Source organism: Nonomuraea sp. NPDC050733 (assembly GCF_040654215.1).
Classification (GTDB): Bacteria; Actinomycetota; Actinomycetes; order Streptosporangiales; family Streptosporangiaceae; genus Nonomuraea.
On sequence record NZ_JBFAHO010000057.1, the window covers coordinates 1 to 16842 of the forward strand.

Sequence of the window (16842 nt, forward strand, 5' to 3'; positions counted from 1 at the left end):
GCCCCAACCCGCCCCCGGGCCCCCGCCTTGGGGGGGGAGCCGCGCTAACTGGGGGGGGGGGGGGGGGGGGGGGGGGGGGCGGGGGGGGGGGGGGGGGGGGGGGGGGGGGGGGGGGGGGGCGCCGCCGCCCCCCGCCCCGGAACTCGAAGGGGGCGGAGCCCCCTGGGGAGTACGCCTGAGCGCCCCCTCGCGAAGACCTTGCTTCTCGGCCCTTACAGCACCGGCAGGTAGCGGCCGAGCTCGAACTCCGTGACGTGGCGGCGGTACTCGCGCCACTCCGCCCGCTTGTTGCGCAGGAAGAAGTCGAAGACGTGCTCACCCAGCGTCTCGGCCACCAGCTCGCTCTGCTCCATGACGGCGATGGCCTCGTCCAGGGACTGCGGCAGCGGCCGGATGCCGAGGGCGCGGCGCTCGGCGCTGGTGAGGGTCCAGACGTTGTCCTCGGCGGCGGGCGGGAGCTCGTACCCCTGCTCGATGCCCTTGAGGCCGGCGGCGAGGATGAGAGCGAAGGCGAGGTACGGGTTGCAGGCGGAGTCCAGCGAGCGGAACTCGATCCGCGTCGAGCCGCCCTTGTGCGGCTTGTACATGGGCACCCGGACCAGGGCCGAGCGGTTGTTGTGGCCCCAGCAGATGTAGGAGGGGGCCTCGCCGCCCTGGCCGGCGATGGCCTCGGCGCCGCCCCAGAGCCGCTTGTACGAGTTGACCCACTGGTTGGTGATGGCGGTGATCTCGGCGGCGTGCCTGAGCAGGCCGGCGATGAACGAGCGGCCCACCTTGGACAGCTGGTAGTCGGCGCCGGCCTCGTAGAAGGCGTTGCGGTCGCCCTCGAACAGCGACATGTGGGTGTGCATGCCGGAGCCGGGGTGCTCGGTGAACGGCTTGGGCATGAACGACGCCCAGATGCCCTGCTCCAGCGCCACCTCCTTCATGACCAGGCGGAACGTCATGATGTTGTCGGCCGTGGTGAGCGCGTCGGCGTAACGCAGATCGATCTCCTGCTGGCCGGGGGCGCCCTCGTGGTGGCTGAACTCGACGGAGATGCCCATCGACTCCAGCATCATGATCGCCTGGCGGCGGAAGTCGTGGCCGGAGCTGTGCGGGGTGTGGTCGAAGTAGCCGCCGGAGTCGATCGGCTCGGGCCGCTGGCCGGGCTCGGGGCGGTTCTTGAGCAGGAAGAACTCGATCTCGGGGTGGGTATAGAAGGTGAACCCCATGTCGGCGCACTTGGCGAGCGTGCGCTTGAGCACCCACCGCGGGTCGGCGTGGGACGGCGAGCCGTCGGGCATGAGGATGTCGCAGAAGATGCGGCCCGCGCCGGGCGTCTCGCTGCGCCACGGCAGGATCTGGAACGTCGCCGGGTCGGGCTTGGCCAGCATGTCGGCCTCGTACACGCGGGCGAAGCCCTCGATGGCCGACCCGTCGAAGCCGATGCCCTCGGCGAAGGCGCCCTCCAGCTCGGCCGGCGCGATGGCCACGGACTTGAGGAAGCCGAGGACGTCCGTGAACCAGAGCCGGATGAACCGGATGTCGCGTTCCTCGAGTGTGCGGAGCACGAACTCCTGCTGGCGGTCCAAGGCATCCCCTCATGAAGACAGTCAGTCATCGTGTCCCTACCAGCATGCCGTGTCCTTGTTTCGCACACGTTACGAGGGGCGCCGGTGCGAGCCTCGCTGACAAACCGTCCGCCCCGACCTACTGTGATCACGCAGTCGGTCTCGGGGGAGGCATGGGTGGCCATCGACCTGCTCAATCACAAGCTGGATCGGGCGTTCGACCACATCGACGCGGGCGGCGCCGGCTCGGTCGAGCGCGAGGACCTGCTGGGGCTGGGGGCGCGCGTCCTGGTGGGTTTCGGCGAGTCGCCGACGTCGGTCACCGGCAGCGGGCTCGTCGACGGTTTCGACGCGATCTGGACGGCACTCGCGGACGCGCTCGGCCGCGACCGCGAGTCCCGGCTGTCGCGGGAGGACTTCCGGGAGGGCATGCGTGGGGCGTTCGTGTCGGGTGACCGATACGAGCCGGTGTTCCGGCCGGCGACGGTGGCCGTGGCGGCGCTGTGCGACCCGGACGGCGACGGGCTGGTCGGGCGGCGCGAGTTCCGGATGATGCTCGGCGCGTTCGGCACCGCGTACGACGACATGGATGTGGCCTTCGACCGGCTCGACCGGACGGGACGCGGGACGCTGACGGTGGACGAGCTGGTCGCGGCGGCCCGGCAGTACTACACGGGCGAGGACCCCGGCGCGGCCGGCAACTGGCTGTTCGGGCCTTTGTGAGCATCCCCGTGATCGCGACCGTGAGGACCGCGCTGCGGTCCGTGCTGCACCGCAAACCGCTGGCGCCCGCTCCGCGCGCCGGTGAACCGGAGGCTCTTCCTGCGGGGGAGCAGCCCTGGACGGGCGGCGGGCCCGCGGCGCTGATGGCGCTGACGGAGCGGGTCCCGGCGCTGGCCGCGCCGTGCCGGATGCACCCGGCCGTGTACGCGATCGAGGCGGCCGTGATCGACTGGGCCCGGCGCACCGGGTTGGAGGCGGACCCGGGCGTGGGGTTCCACCGGATCGCCGGGCGGGCGCTGGCCGAGTTCGACGCCGCCGCGGCGGCGCTGTTCGCGCAGTGGCTGACGTGGCTGTTCCACCTGGACGACGAGATGGACGAGGGGCCGGGCCGGCTGGAGATCTTCCAGGGGCTGCTGGAGGGCCGTTCGGCGCATCCGCTGGAGGCGGCGTTCGCGGACCTGTGGCGAGTGACGAGCGTGCGGATGAGCGACCAGTGGCGGGCCAGGTTCGCCGCGAACCTGCGGCGTCACCACGACGCCTGCCGCGCGCAGGCGGCCAACCGCGCGGCGGGCCTCGTGCCGACGCTGCGGCAGTACCCGGCGCTGCGCCGCGCGACCGTCGGCCCGTACGTCTTCGACCTGGTCGAGCCGTGCCTGCGGGTGGAGGCGCCGGCGTGGCTGCACGGCTGCGAGGCGTGGCGGGAGCTGGTGGACGCCTGCAACGACGTGACGGCGTGGTGCAACGACGTGGCGTCCCGGGCGAAGGAGCGCGGCGACGGGCACAACCTGGTGGTGGTCGCGGCGCGCGAGCTGGGGCTGGCGGAGCCGGAGGCGGTGGCCTGGGTGCTCGACCGGATCGCCGAGCGCTGCCAGGACATGAACCGGGCGGCGCGGCGGCTGCCGCTCGACGAGCTGGGGCCGCGCGTGGCGCGCGACGTCAGCAAGGTCGCCTGCGCGTACCTGGCGGCGCCGCGCGCGCACATCGACTGGCTGGTGGAGTCCACCCGGTACGCGCGGCCATGAACACCTGGGTCAGGAGGCGTGGAGGGCGAGGGCGTCTCCTGTCGGGGTGCGCCGGTAGACGACCTCCTTGCCGACGCGCAGGCCCATGGCCAGCCCGCTGTCGCTGAGCACGCCGAGGTGCTGGCTGACCGCGCCCCGGGTGATCCCCATCCGGTCGGCCAGCGCCGACGTGGTGGCCGGCTCGGCCAGCGCGAGCAGGATCCGCGCCCGGCTGCGCCCGATGAGCGCGGCCAGCGCGCCGGGCGCGGGCGGCGGTCCCTGCTCCCAGAGCGTGCCGACGCCGGACACCGGGTAGACGAGCATCGACTGGTACGGCTCGGACATGACGGCCGTGGCGGGCCAGAAGAACGCGCTGGGCACCAGCAGCAGCCCGTCGCCGTGCAGCCCGCTGACCGAGGAGGTCCAGGACCGCTCGACGACGAGCCGCTCCCCCGTCCACGACACGGCCGGGTCCAGCCCTGCGAACAGCTCGCGCGCCCCGCCCGTGGCCAGCAGCCGCGACCTGCGCAGCACGTCCCGCTCCAGCAGCGCGTACACGCGCGGCCAGAACTCCGCCAGGCACGTCTCCCAGTACGCCTCCAGCGCGTCGGCCACCCGGGTCACCCCGGCCGCCGGGTCGGCGCGGAACCGTTCGATCACCGCCCGGTCGGAGCCCACGAGCCGGGCCGCCTCGGCCCGCGCCCGCTCCGGCGGGGTCCGCCGTACCGTCTCCAGCTCGGTGGCGAGGTCGGGCAGCGGCGTGTCGGGCGGCGGGGTGACGAAGTCGACGAGGTAGCCGTCCGGGGGCACCAGCGCGAACAGCTCCTCCATGTCCAGCCCGGCCAGGCGGGGACGTACGCACTTGATCCACGGCAGGTGCAGCGACTGCCGGGCCGGGTCGCGCAGCGTCCGGAGGCTGGCGACCAGCTCCCACAACGGCGAGAACGCGAACCTGATGCGTGCCACGTCCTCCGGTCTAAGCACCCATGTCACCGCCACACGTTTTAGTGTGCCCTAAATCGTTCGCCGGTCGTGCCGCGGGTCATCACCCTTTGATCTGTGAGTACGCCCCTGATGGACAAGTCCGGTTTCCTGCGGTCCGCGCTCGGCGGGCTGCCGCGCCCGTTCTGGGCCCTGTGGAGCGGCACGCTGGTGAACCGCCTGGGCACGATGGTCATGCCGTTCACCGGCGTCTACCTGACGCAGGAGCGCGGCATGCCCGTGGCGGCGGCCGGGGCCGTGATGGCGGTGTTCGGCGCCGGGTCGCTGCTGTCGCAGCCGCTCGCCGGCGTGCTGGCCGACCGGATCGGCCGCCGGGCCACGCTGGCGGGCGGCATGCTGGCCACCGCCGCCGTGATGCTGTGGCTCGGGGCGAGCACCTCGCTCGCCACGATCACGGTCGTGATGTTCCTGCTCGGCCTGGTGATCGACGTCTACCGGCCCGCCTCCAGCGCGCTGGTCGCCGACCTCGTCTCGCCGGAGGAGCGCCCGCGCGCCTACGGGCTGCTGTTCTGGGCGATCAACCTCGGGTACGCCCTCGGCATGACCGTGGGCGGGCGGCTGGCGGGGATGGGGTTCTCCTGGCTGTTCTGGATCGACGCGGCCACCTGCGTGGCGTTCGCGGTGCTGGTGTGGCGGGCCGTCCCCGAGACGCGTCCGGAGGCTCATGAGTCGGCGGGCGGGTTCGGGGTGGTGCTGCGCGACCGGGTGATGGTCGGGTTCACGCTGGTCATGCTGGGCAACGCGCTCATGTACTCCCAGACGGTGACGATGCTGCCGGTCGCGATGACCAAGACCGTGGGGCTGCCGACCGGTGACTACGGGCTGGCCATGGCGCTGAACGGAGTCCTGATCGTCGTCGTGCAGCCCCTGGTGTCCGGGTGGCTGGGCCGGCGGGACCCGTCGCGGACGATGGCGCTGGGGCTGGTCGTCATGGCGGCCGGGTTCGGGCTGACCGCGTTCGTCACCGACGTCATGGGGCTGGCGCTGACCATCGTCGTGTGGACGGTCGGGGAGATCATCACGGCCGGCATCGCGGGAACCGTCGTGGCCCGGCTGGCGCCCGCCCACCTGCGCGGCCGGTACGCGGGACTGTCGGGGTTCGCCTGGTCGGCGTCCTCGGTGCTGGCCCCGCTCCTCGGCGGGACGCTTCTGGGCGTGGGGCCGGAGGCGCTGTGGTTCACGATCGGCGGGCTGGGGCTGGTGTCGGCGGCCGGCATGCTCGCCCTCGGCCCCGCCGTCCGCCGCCGCTGACCTCCACCCGGCGTCGAGCGGCTTGGATGCTCGGTGACCCGTTCCGGTGGCGGCAAGCACTGGTGGCGGCAAGCGCTGTAGGAAATCGCCATGTCCCCGGACATCCGTCGCCTCTACGCTTACCTCTGCCATGCTGACATTCACCACGCTGGGACCGTTCCAGGCCTGGTCCGACGGCGTCCCCCTCGATCTCGGCGGCCGGCGGCAACGAGCGGTGCTCGCGCGCCTGCTCGTGGCCGGGGGCCGCGCCGTGCCCGTGACCACGCTCATCGACGAGCTCTGGCCGGGAGACCCGCCCGCGCAGGCGCTGTCGACCGTCCAGGGGTACGTCTCGCGGCTGCGCCGCGCGCTCGAACCCGGCCGCGCCCCGCGCGAGGAGGCCGGGGTGCTGGTGTCGGCCGCCCCCGGCTACGCGCTGCGCGCCGGCGCCGAGCAGGTGGACGCCTGGCGGTTCGAGAGCCTCGTCCAGTCGGACGGCGATCCGGCGCGGGTGTGGACGGCCATGGAGGAGGCTCTCGCGCTGTGGCGGGGGCCCGCGCTGGCGGAGTTCGCCGATCTGACGTGGGCGGTCACGGAGTCGGGACGGCTGGAGGAGCTGCGGCTGATCGCGGTGGAGCGGCGCGCGGGCGCGGGACTCGCGCTCGGCCGGGCGACGGCGCTGGTGGCCGACCTGGAGGCGCACGCCTCGGCGTACCCGCTGCGCGAGGAGGCGTGGCGGCTGCTGGCGCTGGCCCTGTACCGGACGGGCCGCCAGGGCGACGCGCTCGGCGCGCTGCGGCGGGCGCGGTCGATCTGGCGGGACGAGCTGGGGCTGGACCTGACCAGCGGGCTGCAGCGCCTGGAGGGCGACATGCTGGCCCAGCGCCTGGAGGAGCGTGCCCCGTCCCCGGCGTCCCCGGCGCCCCCTGCTTCCCCGGGGTCCCCGCTGCGGGTGCTGGTGGCCGACGACCAGGCGCTGGTGCGGGCCGGGCTGCGTACCGTCCTGAGCGACGAGGCCGGGATGGAGCCGGCCGGCGAGGCGGCGGACGGCGAGGAGGCGATCGCGCTCGCCCGGGAGACCAGCCCCGACGTGGTGCTGCTCGACATCCAGATGCCACGCCTGGACGGCCTGGCCGCCGCCCGCCGCATCCTGGCGGACGAGCGCCCGCCCAAGGTGATCGTGATGACCACGTTCGGCAGCGACGAGAACCTGTACGCGGCGCTGCGGGCGGGCGTGAGCGGCTTCGTGCTGAAGACGTCCCCGCCGGAGCAGCTCGTGGCCGCGATCCGGGCCGCGGCGGCCGGCGACGCGCTGATCGACCCGGCGGTCACGACGCGGATCATCGCCGGGTTCGCGGGGCGTACGGACCCGGGCTGTCCCCCGGCGCTGGCCGGGCTGTCCGACGACCGGATCGACGTGCTCAAGCTCGTGGCCCGCGGCCTGACGAACCAGCAGATCGCGCGGACCCTCGCCCTGACCGAGCCGGCCGTGGCCGCCGAGGTGGCGGCGCTGCTCGGCCATCTCGGGCTCATCGACCGGGCGCAGCTCGTCGTGGCCGCCTACGAGTCCGGCCTGGTCACCCCCGGGACGGCCGCCGGGAGATAGCCCGCTTCTCGTCGCTGGGACGATAAAAATCACGGCGTATTAGGCTGGTCGCGTGGCTCAACTGCGCATCGCCCTCGCACAGACCAACCCCACCGTAGGCGACCTCAGCGGCAACGCCGACAAGCTCGTGGCGTGGACGCGGGACGCCGCCGACCGCGGCGCCCATCTCGTTGTGTTCACCGAGATGTTCCTCACCGGCTATCCGGTCGAGGACCTGGTGCTTCGCACGTCGTTCGTGGACGCCAGCATCAGGACGCTCCAGGAGACGGCCGTGCGGCTGCGCGACGAGGGGCTCGGCGAGCTGCCCGTGGTCGTCGGGCACGTCGACCGGGCGGGCCTCGCGCCCCGTGTCGGCCAGCCCAAGGGCGCCCCGCTCGACGCCGCCGCCCTCCTCCACCGGGGGGAGGTGGTGACCCGCACGGCCAAGCACCACCTGCCCAACTACGGCGTGTTCGACGAGTACCGCTACTTCGTCCGCGGCGACCGGCTGCCGGTCTTCCGGCTGCACGGCGTCGACGTCGCCGTCGCCGTGTGCGAGGACCTGTGGCAGGAGGGCGGCCCCGTGTCCGTCGTCGGCCGGGCCGGCGCCGGGCTGCTCGTCGTGCCGAACGCCTCGCCGTACGAGAAGGAGAAGGACGACGTCCGGCTGGAGCTGTGCGCGCGGCGGGCCCGCGAGGCCGGCTGCGCGCTCGTGTACGCCAACCAGGTCGGCGGGCAGGACGAGCTGGTCTTCGACGGCGACTCGCTGGTGGTCGACGCCTCCGGCGAGCTGGTCGCGCGGGCCGGGCAGTTCCGGGAGGAGCTGCTCACCGTGGACCTCGACCTGCCGGTGTCCACGGCCGAGCCCGGCCGGTTCCCGTACGACGCGGGCGACGGGTCCACGATCACCGTGGAGCGGCTGGTGCTGTCGTCCGACCCCGTCCCGCCGTACGAGCCGGAGCCCCCGGTCGTCGCGGAGCGGCTGGACCTGCACGCCGAGGTGTACTCGGCGCTGGTGCTGGCCGTGCGCGACTACGTCGCCAAGAACGGCTTCCAGTCGGTCATCCTCGGCCTGTCCGGCGGCATCGACTCGGCACTGACCGCCACCATCGCCTCCGACGCGATCGGCCCCGACCGGGTCAACGTGGTGCTCATGCCCTCCCGCTACTCCTCCGACCACTCGCTCGGCGACGCCGAGGAGCTGGTACGCCGCCAGGGGGTCAGCGCCCGCGTCGCTCCCATCGCCGACATCGTGGACGCGTTCGAGAAGGAGATCGAGCTGTCCGGCCTGTCCGCCGAGAACCTCCAGGCGCGCGTCCGCGGCATGATCCTCATGGGCCTGTCCAACGAGCACGGCCACCTGGTGCTCACCACGGGCAACAAGAGCGAGCTGGCCACCGGCTACTCCACCCTCTACGGCGACTCGGCGGGCGGCTTCGCGCCGATCAAGGACGTGCCGAAGACGATGGTGTGGGAGCTCGCCCGGTGGCGCAACGAGCACACCGACCCGTCGTTCCTGCTGCGCGCCGACCGTCCCGTGCCGGAGAACTCCATCACCAAGGAGCCCAGCGCCGAGCTGCGCCCCGACCAGCGCGACACGGACTCGCTCCCGCCGTACGAGGTGCTGGACCGGCTGCTGGACGACTACGTGGAGAAGGACATGGGCTCCCGGGAGCTCATCGACGCGGGCCACGACCCTGATCTGGTGACGCGGATCATCCGGCTGGTGGACCTGGCCGAGTACAAGCGACGCCAGTACCCGCCGGGGCCGAAGATCACCCCGAAGAACTTCGGCCGCGACCGCCGCCTGCCCATCACCAACCGCTGGCGCGAGACCACCTGACCGCTTCGCCCCGCTGCCCTCGCGGGGGGTGCAGTGTGGCCGGATGCGGACACGCACATGGTGAACAAATCGGGTGACTCCGGCATCTGACATCACCGAGGGATGCCAGCGGCAGGAGGACCATCGGTGGATACCCGTCGGGAGAACCCGGGGCGGCCTGGTCGGCCTCGTAAGGCAGTGGCGGTGCCGGCCGCGGTGATCGCCTTGACGGCCGTGCTCGGTTCAGCCACGCCCGCACACGCGGAGAAGCGGACGCCGGCCACGGCCACCCCGCCTGCGAACGCGGCCGTGGCGACAGCCATTCCCAAGGGTTTCCTGCTGTACGAGAGCAGGGCGACGAGGAAGAGGCTGGAGAAGAAGGTCGTCCGCACACGCATGCGGTGGAAGACCAGTGACCGTCTGAGGGAGCCGCTGCTGATCGACCCTTGCGGCACGGGGAGGCAGACCGACCAGAGCCGCCGGTCCGCACGTACCATCACGGGCCGTTCGGTGATGTGGGACGGTGACTACTCCGAGCAGCTGATCGTCTACCGGGACGAGATGGCCGCGCGCGCGGCGGTGAAGGGCCTGCGCTCGGATCTGCGCCGGTGCTCCGAGCGAAACCGCCACTCCTACACCTACCAGGCGAAGGACACGCGCATCGGGGACGAGGCGTTCATGGTGGACATGTTCAAGATCGCCTCGGCGGATGGAGCCACCGTCATGCGCCAAGGCAGGACCGTGGCCATCTACGCCCTTCCACTCCGACGGCGTGACGATCCTCCGAAGTGGAGGGAGGCAGAGTACGGAGGGCTGGAGGCCAGGAAGATGGCGAAGAAACTCGGGTCAGTGCCCGACTTCCTCCTGCGGCCCTGAGGGTGACGCGTTCATGGCCGGTCAGCGGAAGACGCCGCTGTAGGCGTTGAGGGCCGGCTGGCCGCCGAGGTGGGCGTACAGGACGGTGGAGTCGCGCGGGATCCGCCCGTCGCGGACCAGGTCGATGAGCCCGGCCATGGACTTGCCCTCGTAGACCGGGTCGAGGATCACGCCTTCGAGCCGGCCGGTGAGCCGGATGGCGTCCACCGTGGACTGCACGGGCACGCCGTACAGGTCGCCGGCCCAGCCCTCCAGCACGGTGATCTCGTCCTCGCGCAGGTCGCGGCCCAGGCCGATCAGCTCCGCGGTGGCGCGGGCGATCTTCTCGACCTGGGCGCGGGTCTCGGCGGCCTTGGCGGAGGCGTCGATGCCGAAGCCCGCCTCGACCAGTCGCACGTCGGCGCCCATGACGCGGGACAGCAGGATGTTGCCGACCTTGTCGTTGACCGCGTCGGGCCAGTCCACCCAGCTCTCCTGCACCAGCACGGCCTTCAGCCCGGCGCGGGCGGCGACGGCGGCCACCTGGCGGGTGTGGTTGGACTGCACCCCGCCGATGGTGACGAGGGTGTCGGCGCCGGCGGCCAGGGCGTCCGGTACGAGGTACTCCAGCTTGCGGGTCTTGTTGCCGCCGAAGGCGAGGCCGCTGTTGCAGTCCTCCCGCTTGGCCCAGACGCGGGCGCCGCCGAGGTGGTCGCTCAGCCGGTCGAGCGGATGGACGGGGCTGGGCCCGAACAGCAGCGGGTAGCGGGGGAAGCTGTCGAGGGACATGGTGGCTCCTTGGGTGGTGCGGGCTCAGCCCGTGGACGATGTGGCCTCGCCGTCGGGGAGCGTGTCGAGGAGGGGGACGAGTGTCTCCCAGTTGGCGCGGGTGGCGGCCGCCGCGCCGTCGGCGTCCCCCGCCTCGCACAGCGCGATGATCCGCTCGTGCTGGGCCACCGAGCCGCGGCCGCTCAGCGAGGAGAAGCGCAGCCGCTCCAGGCGCCGCAGTACCGGCGTGAACTGTTCGAGGACGGTACGGATGGCGTGGTTGGCGCTGGCGGTGACCGGGACGCCGTGGAAGTCGTCGTCGGCGGCGATCGCGGCGTCCACGTCGTCGCGGCGCAGCGCGTCGGCGAAGCGGGCGTTGGCCGCGCGCATGGCGTCCAGCTCGGCTGCGGACAGGCCGGGCAGCGCCTCGCGGACGGCGAGCTCGTGCATGGCGGCCGTCACGGACTGGGCCGCCCGGACGGCCCGGACGTCCAGCGGGCTGACGATCGTGTGGCGGCCGGGCTTGGTCTGCACGAGACCCGCCTGCTCCAGCCGGGCCAGCGCCTCACGGACCGGGGTGCGGCTGACGCCGAGCCACTCCACGAGGTCGGCGTCGTTGAGGCGCTCTCCCGGAGCCAGCGTGCCGTCGACGATGGCGTCCCGGATCGCCCGGTAGGCGTTGTCGCGCAGCAGCGAACGGGAGACGAGCCCTCGACTGATGGGAACCGGCATGCAATATATTGCATGCCGGTCGCCGCGGTTTGTCAACCGTCAGCAGGAGACACGCGAGCTCCCGCCCGTGATCGTTCGCCCGGAAAACCCCCAGCATGCGGGCGTAGTGCGGCGATATGGTGCGTTGGTGGACACTCTGGAGAGCCTCGTCATCGCCAGGCGGTTACGAGTCCCCGTCGACGCCCCCGCCGCCGATCCGGCCGCCAATCCGGCTGACTGGGGCGAGACGGCCGCCCGCCAACTCGACGCCGCGCTGCTGAGCGCCGGCTTCACGTGCTCGCCGGCGCTGCTGGAACGCCTGTCGGGGCTGCGCGGCGAGACCGTGCTGGACCTCGGCGTACGGGTCCTGGACGCCGTCCGCCGCCTGGTGGGCGACCACGTCGAGCACAACGCCTACTTCGTCGACTTCCCGGCGAACGTGCCCGACACCCTGGAGTTCTGGGCGGGACTGCTGCAGGAGGCGCTGCTCGACCCGGTCGCCGCCACGCGGGTCGAGGCGCCGCCGCTGAACCTGCTGTCCCTGCCGGGCTACGGCCGTTACCCGCACACCTACGCCGATCTGCTGGCCGCGCACGCCGAGCTGGTCCAGGCCGCCGGGGACCGGGTGACCGTGCTGGAGCTGGGCGGGAGCCTGGAGTCGGAGGCGCGCGAGCTCTACCTCTCGATGGCCGGCTCGGAGACGCCCCTGGCCGCCGAGGACCTCGCGGCGTTGCGCCTGCTGGCCGCCTTCTGCGTCGGCCAGGCCGACCAGCCGGAGCGCATCCCGGTGCGCGAGAACCGCGCCGTCGTCAACGAGGCGCGGCTGGCCGCCGGCCGGCCCCTGCTCGTCGACACGGTGACCGACGTGCTGCGGCTCGCCTGCGCCTGCTCCGGCGGTGACGTCACGCTGGCCGCGCCGACCAGGTTCCGCTCGTTCCGCCGCGCCGAGCGCCGCGCTCTGCTGCAGGCCCTGGACACGGTGGCCTCCCCAGCCAAGCTCGGCGACGTGCCGCGCCACCGGGAGCAGTGGAAGCGGCTCGGCGAACGGCTGCACCCCCACGAGTACCCGCGGTTCCCGGGCGCCGTCCGCGTGTTCGAGGTGGCGAGGGGCACACGGGAGGCCGCCGGGTTCGACAGCCGGGTCGAGGCCGCCCTGTCGGCGGGACGTACCGCCGAAGCCGTCCAGCTCCTGGAGAACGCGCCCGGCGCGCTGCTGCGCCGCCTCGACCACCTGCTGCGGACCGCCCCGTCCGCCTCGGCCGTGCTGGACGCCGCGGAGCGGGCGGCGGCGGGCGCGTCCGGCCGCGTCCTGCTGTCCCTGCGCGAGCACCTGCAGAACCGGCTCTCCCCCGCCGCCGGCCGCACCTTCGTCAACCGGTACGGCAGGGCGTGGACGACGGTGCCCGACTCCCGCCCGCCGCTCGACCGGGAGGTGCTGTCGCGGGCCCTGGCCGTCCTGGACGAGGAGATCACCCGCCGCCTGCCCGACCCGGGCGAGCTGGTCGTCGATCCGGCCATGCTCGACGTCGCCCTGCCGCTGTCCGGCAAGGCCGTCTCGCCGGGTCTCGGCATGCTGCCCCGCGGCTCGCTCTCGGCGGTGGACGGCGGGCTGCTCCGGTTCTTCGTCCACTGGCGCGAGGCCGCCCGGCGCACCGACTACGACCTGTCCGCGCTCATGCTCGACGCCTCCTACGGCAATCCGTCGCAGGTGTCATGGACGAACTACGCCAACGGCTTCGCCGAGTACTCCGGCGACCTCACCGAGGCGCCCGCCGGGGCGTCGGAGTTCATCGACATCCGCCTCGCCGACGCGACCCGGCCGATCGTCATCCCCCAGGTCAACATCTTCGCCGGGGAGCCGTTCGACCAGGCCGCCGAGGCGTTCTTCGGGTACATGACCAGGGACGCCGAGCAGCAGGGCAGGCCCTTCGAGCCGCGTACCGTGCGGATGAAGTCCGACCTGCGCGGCTCCGGCCGGGTCGCCCTGCCGCTCGTCTTCCTGCGCGGCGACGACGGCGGCTGGCGGGTGAAGTGGCTGCACCTCTACCTGAAGGGGTATCCCGGCTTCAACCAGGTGGAGGGCAACCGGGTGAGCACGTCCCTGCTGGTGCGCTCGATCGTGGAACGCGACTACCTGAACGTCCGCTACCTGGCGGGGCTGCTGCGCGGCAAGGCGTCCTCGGCCGGGCACACCACCTACATCGGGCTGGAGGCGCCGGCCGGACTGCCGCCGGGGTCGCGGGTGTACACACCGGGGACGCTGCACGAGATCGTCCCCGCCTGATACGGTTCAGCCAGCGAGGCCATGGGAGGGCTTCCTTCTCAACTTTCCTTGATTCCAGCCTTCCCGCTCTCCTCGCGCTCCGGTCATGAGGCCATCCGGGAGCTTCCTTCTCACCTGGTTCGATTCCAGGTAGGCCCCCATGGGACCTACTGGTGCTCCAGCTCCCGGGCCTCCCTCATGACCGGCCCACCGGTCGGAGCAACTCTCCGACCGGTGCGACCACGTGGGGGGCGGCTGCCCTCACACTTCCAGATCACCTCGTCGGCACGGCCCCGGGCGTGCAGGCCGAGCCGGTGCCGCCCGCACTCCGGCCACACGACGCGGCAGAGCTCCATGAGACAGTCCTGCAGCCCCTCCGCCGCCGACCAGAGAGCGTCCTCCCGGTCCTGCGCCGACAGGGGCGTGCCACTATTCCAGTACCTGCCGTCGCGCAGGCCGATGTAGAGCATGCCCTCCGGTGTCTCCACCACCTTGAACGCGTACCGGTCGCGCAGCTCAGGCCCGAGATCGTCCAGAACCGTCGTCAGCGCCTCCTCCAGCAGCGCGACCTCGCCACCCCGCTCGGATCCCCCTACGGTCACCAGCGCTCCTTCCCACCACCCGCTCCTGCGAAGGCAACCGATGCCCGGTTCCCTCCGAAGGAACGGTAACGAGGAAACTGGGGGAATCATGAACATCGGCTTCGTCCTCATTCTGGCCATCGGGCTGCTGGTCGTCGCCGGGATGGGCGTCCTGCTCGTCCGGACGGTGCTCAAGCAGGTCAGCGAGGAACGGTGGAACGTGCGCATCCGCTGACAGGCAGCCGCCGTCGCGGCACTCCTGCGGCAGCCGGGGGACGGAAGCGGCGCCCGCCCCGCACCTGTGGACCGAGCATCAAGGAAGGCGGTGGGCGGGCGCCGGGTTCAGGGGGCGGCCGCCCGGTCAGGCGTCCGGGGACAGGTTCTGCCAGAAGATCGTACGCACGGCGACGGCCGCCCCGGGCGGGAGACGGGACGGCCGTGACAAGGAGGGGAAGGCGGTCAGCGGGTGGTCAGGCCGCTCAGGATCTGGTCGACGATCCGGGTGGGAAGGTCGTCGGTCAGGTCGTCGTTGCCCCACTTGGTGTACCAGAGCATGGCGCCCGACAGGGTCGCGAGCGCCACGTCCACGTCGACGTCGGGCCTGAGCTCGCCGGAGTCGACGCCGCGCTGGACCGCGTCGCGCACCGCCTTCCTGCGCGGCTCGATGGCGATCTTCACGAACCGCTCCATGAGCCGCGGGTAGCGGTCGGCGTCGCTCATGGCGATGTTGATGATGCAACGCGTGCGGGACTGGTGCTTCTCGTCCTGCATGGCCGACAGGAGGGTGACCAGGTCGTCGCGGACCGAGACGCCCGCGACCGGCGGCGGTGGGGCCTTGAGGGTGGCGAGGGCGTCGACGACCAGGTCCTCCTTGTTGGACCAGCGCCGGTAGATGGTCGTCTTGCCGACTCCGGCCCTTGAGGCGATCGCCTCGATGCTCAGCTCGGCCAGGCCCATGCCCTCCGCGATCAGGTCGAGAGTCGCCTCGACGATCGCCTTCTCGGCCTTCTCGCTGCGGGGGCGGCCCGCCGGACGGGCGGCCGCCGCCGCTCCCTGCGCCATCTCCTGCATCGTCATCGCGGCCTCACACTACCGCTGGTTCCTTCGCCTCCGCCTGCTGCACGGGGGTGGCGGGCTTGCCGGGCATCCACTTCGCGACCACGGCGACGCCGAGCAGCGCGATGGCCGCCGACACCAGGGCGGTGATGTGCATGCCGTGGATGAAGGCGTCGTAGGCGGGCTCCATCAGGCCCTGGCCGCGCGCGCCGAGCGCCTTGGAGACGGCGTCCGTCGCCATGAGGGACTCACCGGCGGCGTGCCGCACGGCCTCGGGCAGGCCGGTCAGGTGCGGGGCGATCTCGCCCCGGTAGCTGGAGGACAGCACCGAGCCGAGGACGGCCACGCCGAGCGCGCCGGCCACCTGGCGGACGGTGTTGCTCATGGCCGAGCCGACGCCGGCCTTCTCCCTGGGCAGCGACTCCATGATCGCGGTGGTGGCGGGCGGCATGATGTTGGCCATCGCGGCGCCCTGGATGAAGAAGATCACCTCGATGAGCAGGATGGGGGTGTTCTGGTCGAGGAACGCGTAGCTCACGAGCACCGCGGTGATCACGGCCATGCTGACGCCGGAGGCGAGCTTGCCGCCGAAGCGCTGGTTCACGCGCTGGCTGAGCGGGGCGAAGATGAGCTGCGCCGCCGCGAACGGGATCATGAGCGCTCCCGCCTGGACCGGGCTGAAGCCGAGCACGATCTGCAGGTAGAAGGTCAGGAAGAACATCCCGCCCATCATCGCGAAGAAGACGATGCCCATCATGCCGATGGCCGAGCTGAAGCGGACGTTGCCGAAGTTGCGGACATCGAACACGGGGTTGTCGATGCGCCGCTCCCACCAGGCGAACACGGCGAGCACCGCGACGCCGCCCAGGGTCGGGAGGTAGACGGCCGGGTCGGTGACGGTGGCGAGCTCGCCGCCGCGGATGATGCCGTAGACGACGGCGACGAGGCCGATGATCGACAGCAGCACGCCGACCGGGTCCAGCTTGGACGGCTTGGGGTCACGCGACTCGGGCACGATGACGCCGATGAGGATCATGCTGATGATCACGATCGGCACGTTGACGAGGAAGACCGAGCCCCACCAGAACTTCTCGATCAGCAGGCCGCCGGTGATCGGACCGATGGCCACGGCCAGCCCGACGCCGCCCGCCCAGATGCCGATCGCCTTGCCGCGCTCGGAGGGCGGGAAGACGTTGGAGATGATGGCCAGGGTGGCCGGCATGATGGCCGCGCCGCCGATGCCCATCGCCGCACGGGCCAGGATCAGCTGGGTGGGATCCTGGGAGTAGGCACTGGCCAGTGAGGCCAGCCCGAACAGCAGCATGCCGACGAAGAGCATCCTCTTGCGGCCGGTGCGGTCACCGATCACGCCGAAGGTGAACAGCAGTCCGGCGAACACCAGCGTGTAGGAGTTGATCGCCCACTCCAGCTCGCTCTGCGTCGAGCCCAGACCGTGGACGGGGTCGGCGATGGTCTTCATCGCCACGTTGAGAATGGTGTTGTCGAGCACGACCGCCAGCAGGCTGAAGACCAGCACACCGAGAATCGTCCACCGGCGCGGATGGCCTGCGTGGGTTTCCATGCGAACTCCCAATTTCGATACGTCAAAGTTTCGCAACGCCACCGTATCGTAAGATATTCCGATACGCGACGGTGTCGTTTCGAAACTGGTGCGGTCGAGCGCGTGAACGG

The 16842-nt window shown here is 72.1% G+C and carries 15 protein-coding genes; 8 read left to right on the top strand and 7 right to left on the bottom strand.

All coding sequences use genetic code 11. The features are described from left to right. Nucleotides 1–212: 212 nt before the first annotated feature. Nucleotides 213–1574, bottom strand: coding sequence for a glutamine synthetase family protein (locus AB0H64_RS41685; protein ID WP_357636582.1), 1362 nt, complete (start codon nucleotides 1572–1574; stop codon nucleotides 213–215). A 156-nt stretch (nucleotides 1575–1730) separates the two neighbouring features. Between AB0H64_RS41685 and AB0H64_RS41690 the strand changes: the two genes are divergently transcribed. Together AB0H64_RS41690 and AB0H64_RS41695 are read left to right on the top strand one after the other, a co-directional pair. Next, nucleotides 1731–2276, top strand: coding sequence for an EF-hand domain-containing protein (locus AB0H64_RS41690; protein WP_357636584.1), 546 nt, complete (start codon nucleotides 1731–1733; stop codon nucleotides 2274–2276). A gap of 8 nt (nucleotides 2277–2284) precedes the next feature. Next, nucleotides 2285–3298, top strand: coding sequence for a terpene synthase family protein (locus AB0H64_RS41695; RefSeq protein WP_357636587.1), 1014 nt, complete (start codon nucleotides 2285–2287; stop codon nucleotides 3296–3298). Between the two features lie 9 nt (nucleotides 3299–3307). On the opposite strand, the gene AB0H64_RS41700 is transcribed toward AB0H64_RS41695, so the two are convergent. Next, a complete protein-coding gene (locus tag AB0H64_RS41700) occupies nucleotides 3308–4243 on the bottom strand; it encodes a DUF5937 family protein (RefSeq protein ID WP_357636590.1) in 936 nt (311 codons plus the stop codon). Between the two features lie 93 nt (nucleotides 4244–4336). Between AB0H64_RS41700 and AB0H64_RS41705 the strand changes: the two genes are divergently transcribed. The 4 genes from AB0H64_RS41705 (at nucleotide 4337) to AB0H64_RS41720 (ending at nucleotide 9792) form a co-directional block, all read left to right on the top strand. After that, nucleotides 4337–5530 carry an MFS transporter gene (locus tag AB0H64_RS41705; protein ID WP_357636591.1) on the top strand — a complete coding sequence of 398 codons (1194 nt, stop codon included), beginning with the start codon at nucleotides 4337–4339 and terminating at the stop codon, nucleotides 5528–5530. 130 nt (nucleotides 5531–5660) lie between these two features. Beyond that, nucleotides 5661–7115: a BTAD domain-containing putative transcriptional regulator gene (locus AB0H64_RS41710; protein ID WP_357636593.1), complete on the top strand. Its 1455-nt coding sequence runs from the start codon at nucleotides 5661–5663 to the stop codon at nucleotides 7113–7115. A 52-nt stretch (nucleotides 7116–7167) separates the two neighbouring features. Then, on the top strand, nucleotides 7168–8937 hold the full coding sequence (locus AB0H64_RS41715; RefSeq protein WP_357636595.1) for an NAD+ synthase: 1770 nt from the start codon (nucleotides 7168–7170) through the stop codon (nucleotides 8935–8937). A gap of 288 nt (nucleotides 8938–9225) precedes the next feature. Further along, a complete protein-coding gene (locus AB0H64_RS41720; protein ID WP_357636597.1) occupies nucleotides 9226–9792 on the top strand; it encodes a hypothetical protein in 567 nt (188 codons plus the stop codon). Nucleotides 9793–9813: 21 nt separating this feature from the next. Here the strand turns inward: AB0H64_RS41720 and AB0H64_RS41725 are convergent, their stop codons facing one another. Continuing rightward, nucleotides 9814–10560: a pyridoxal-phosphate dependent enzyme gene (locus tag AB0H64_RS41725; protein ID WP_357636600.1), complete on the bottom strand. Its 747-nt coding sequence runs from the start codon at nucleotides 10558–10560 to the stop codon at nucleotides 9814–9816. Between the two features lie 24 nt (nucleotides 10561–10584). Continuing rightward, nucleotides 10585–11271 carry a GntR family transcriptional regulator gene (locus AB0H64_RS41730; RefSeq protein WP_357636603.1) on the bottom strand — a complete coding sequence of 229 codons (687 nt, stop codon included), beginning with the start codon at nucleotides 11269–11271 and terminating at the stop codon, nucleotides 10585–10587. Nucleotides 11272–11398: 127 nt separating this feature from the next. Between AB0H64_RS41730 and AB0H64_RS41735 the strand changes: the two genes are divergently transcribed. Then, the gene (locus AB0H64_RS41735; RefSeq protein ID WP_357636606.1) at nucleotides 11399–13534 is read left to right on the top strand and encodes a hypothetical protein; all 2136 of its coding nucleotides are present in this window, start codon (nucleotides 11399–11401) and stop codon (nucleotides 13532–13534) included. A 146-nt stretch (nucleotides 13535–13680) separates the two neighbouring features. Here AB0H64_RS41735 and AB0H64_RS41740 read toward each other — a convergent pair whose 3' ends face one another. Beyond that, the gene (locus AB0H64_RS41740; RefSeq protein ID WP_357636608.1) at nucleotides 13681–14115 is read right to left on the bottom strand and encodes a hypothetical protein; all 435 of its coding nucleotides are present in this window, start codon (nucleotides 14113–14115) and stop codon (nucleotides 13681–13683) included. Between the two features lie 88 nt (nucleotides 14116–14203). Between AB0H64_RS41740 and AB0H64_RS41745 the strand changes: the two genes are divergently transcribed. Beyond that, entirely contained in the window at nucleotides 14204–14329 is a 126-nt protein-coding gene (locus AB0H64_RS41745) for a hypothetical protein (protein ID WP_357636611.1), read from the top strand. 224 nt (nucleotides 14330–14553) lie between these two features. On the opposite strand, the gene AB0H64_RS41750 is transcribed toward AB0H64_RS41745, so the two are convergent. Both AB0H64_RS41750 and AB0H64_RS41755 read right to left on the bottom strand, forming a co-directional pair. Next, entirely contained in the window at nucleotides 14554–15171 is a 618-nt protein-coding gene (locus tag AB0H64_RS41750; protein ID WP_357636613.1) for a TetR/AcrR family transcriptional regulator, read from the bottom strand. A 7-nt stretch (nucleotides 15172–15178) separates the two neighbouring features. Continuing rightward, nucleotides 15179–16732, bottom strand: a complete 1554-nt coding sequence (locus AB0H64_RS41755; protein WP_357636615.1) for an MFS transporter — start codon at nucleotides 16730–16732, stop codon at nucleotides 15179–15181. Nucleotides 16733–16842: the final 110 nt, after the last annotated feature.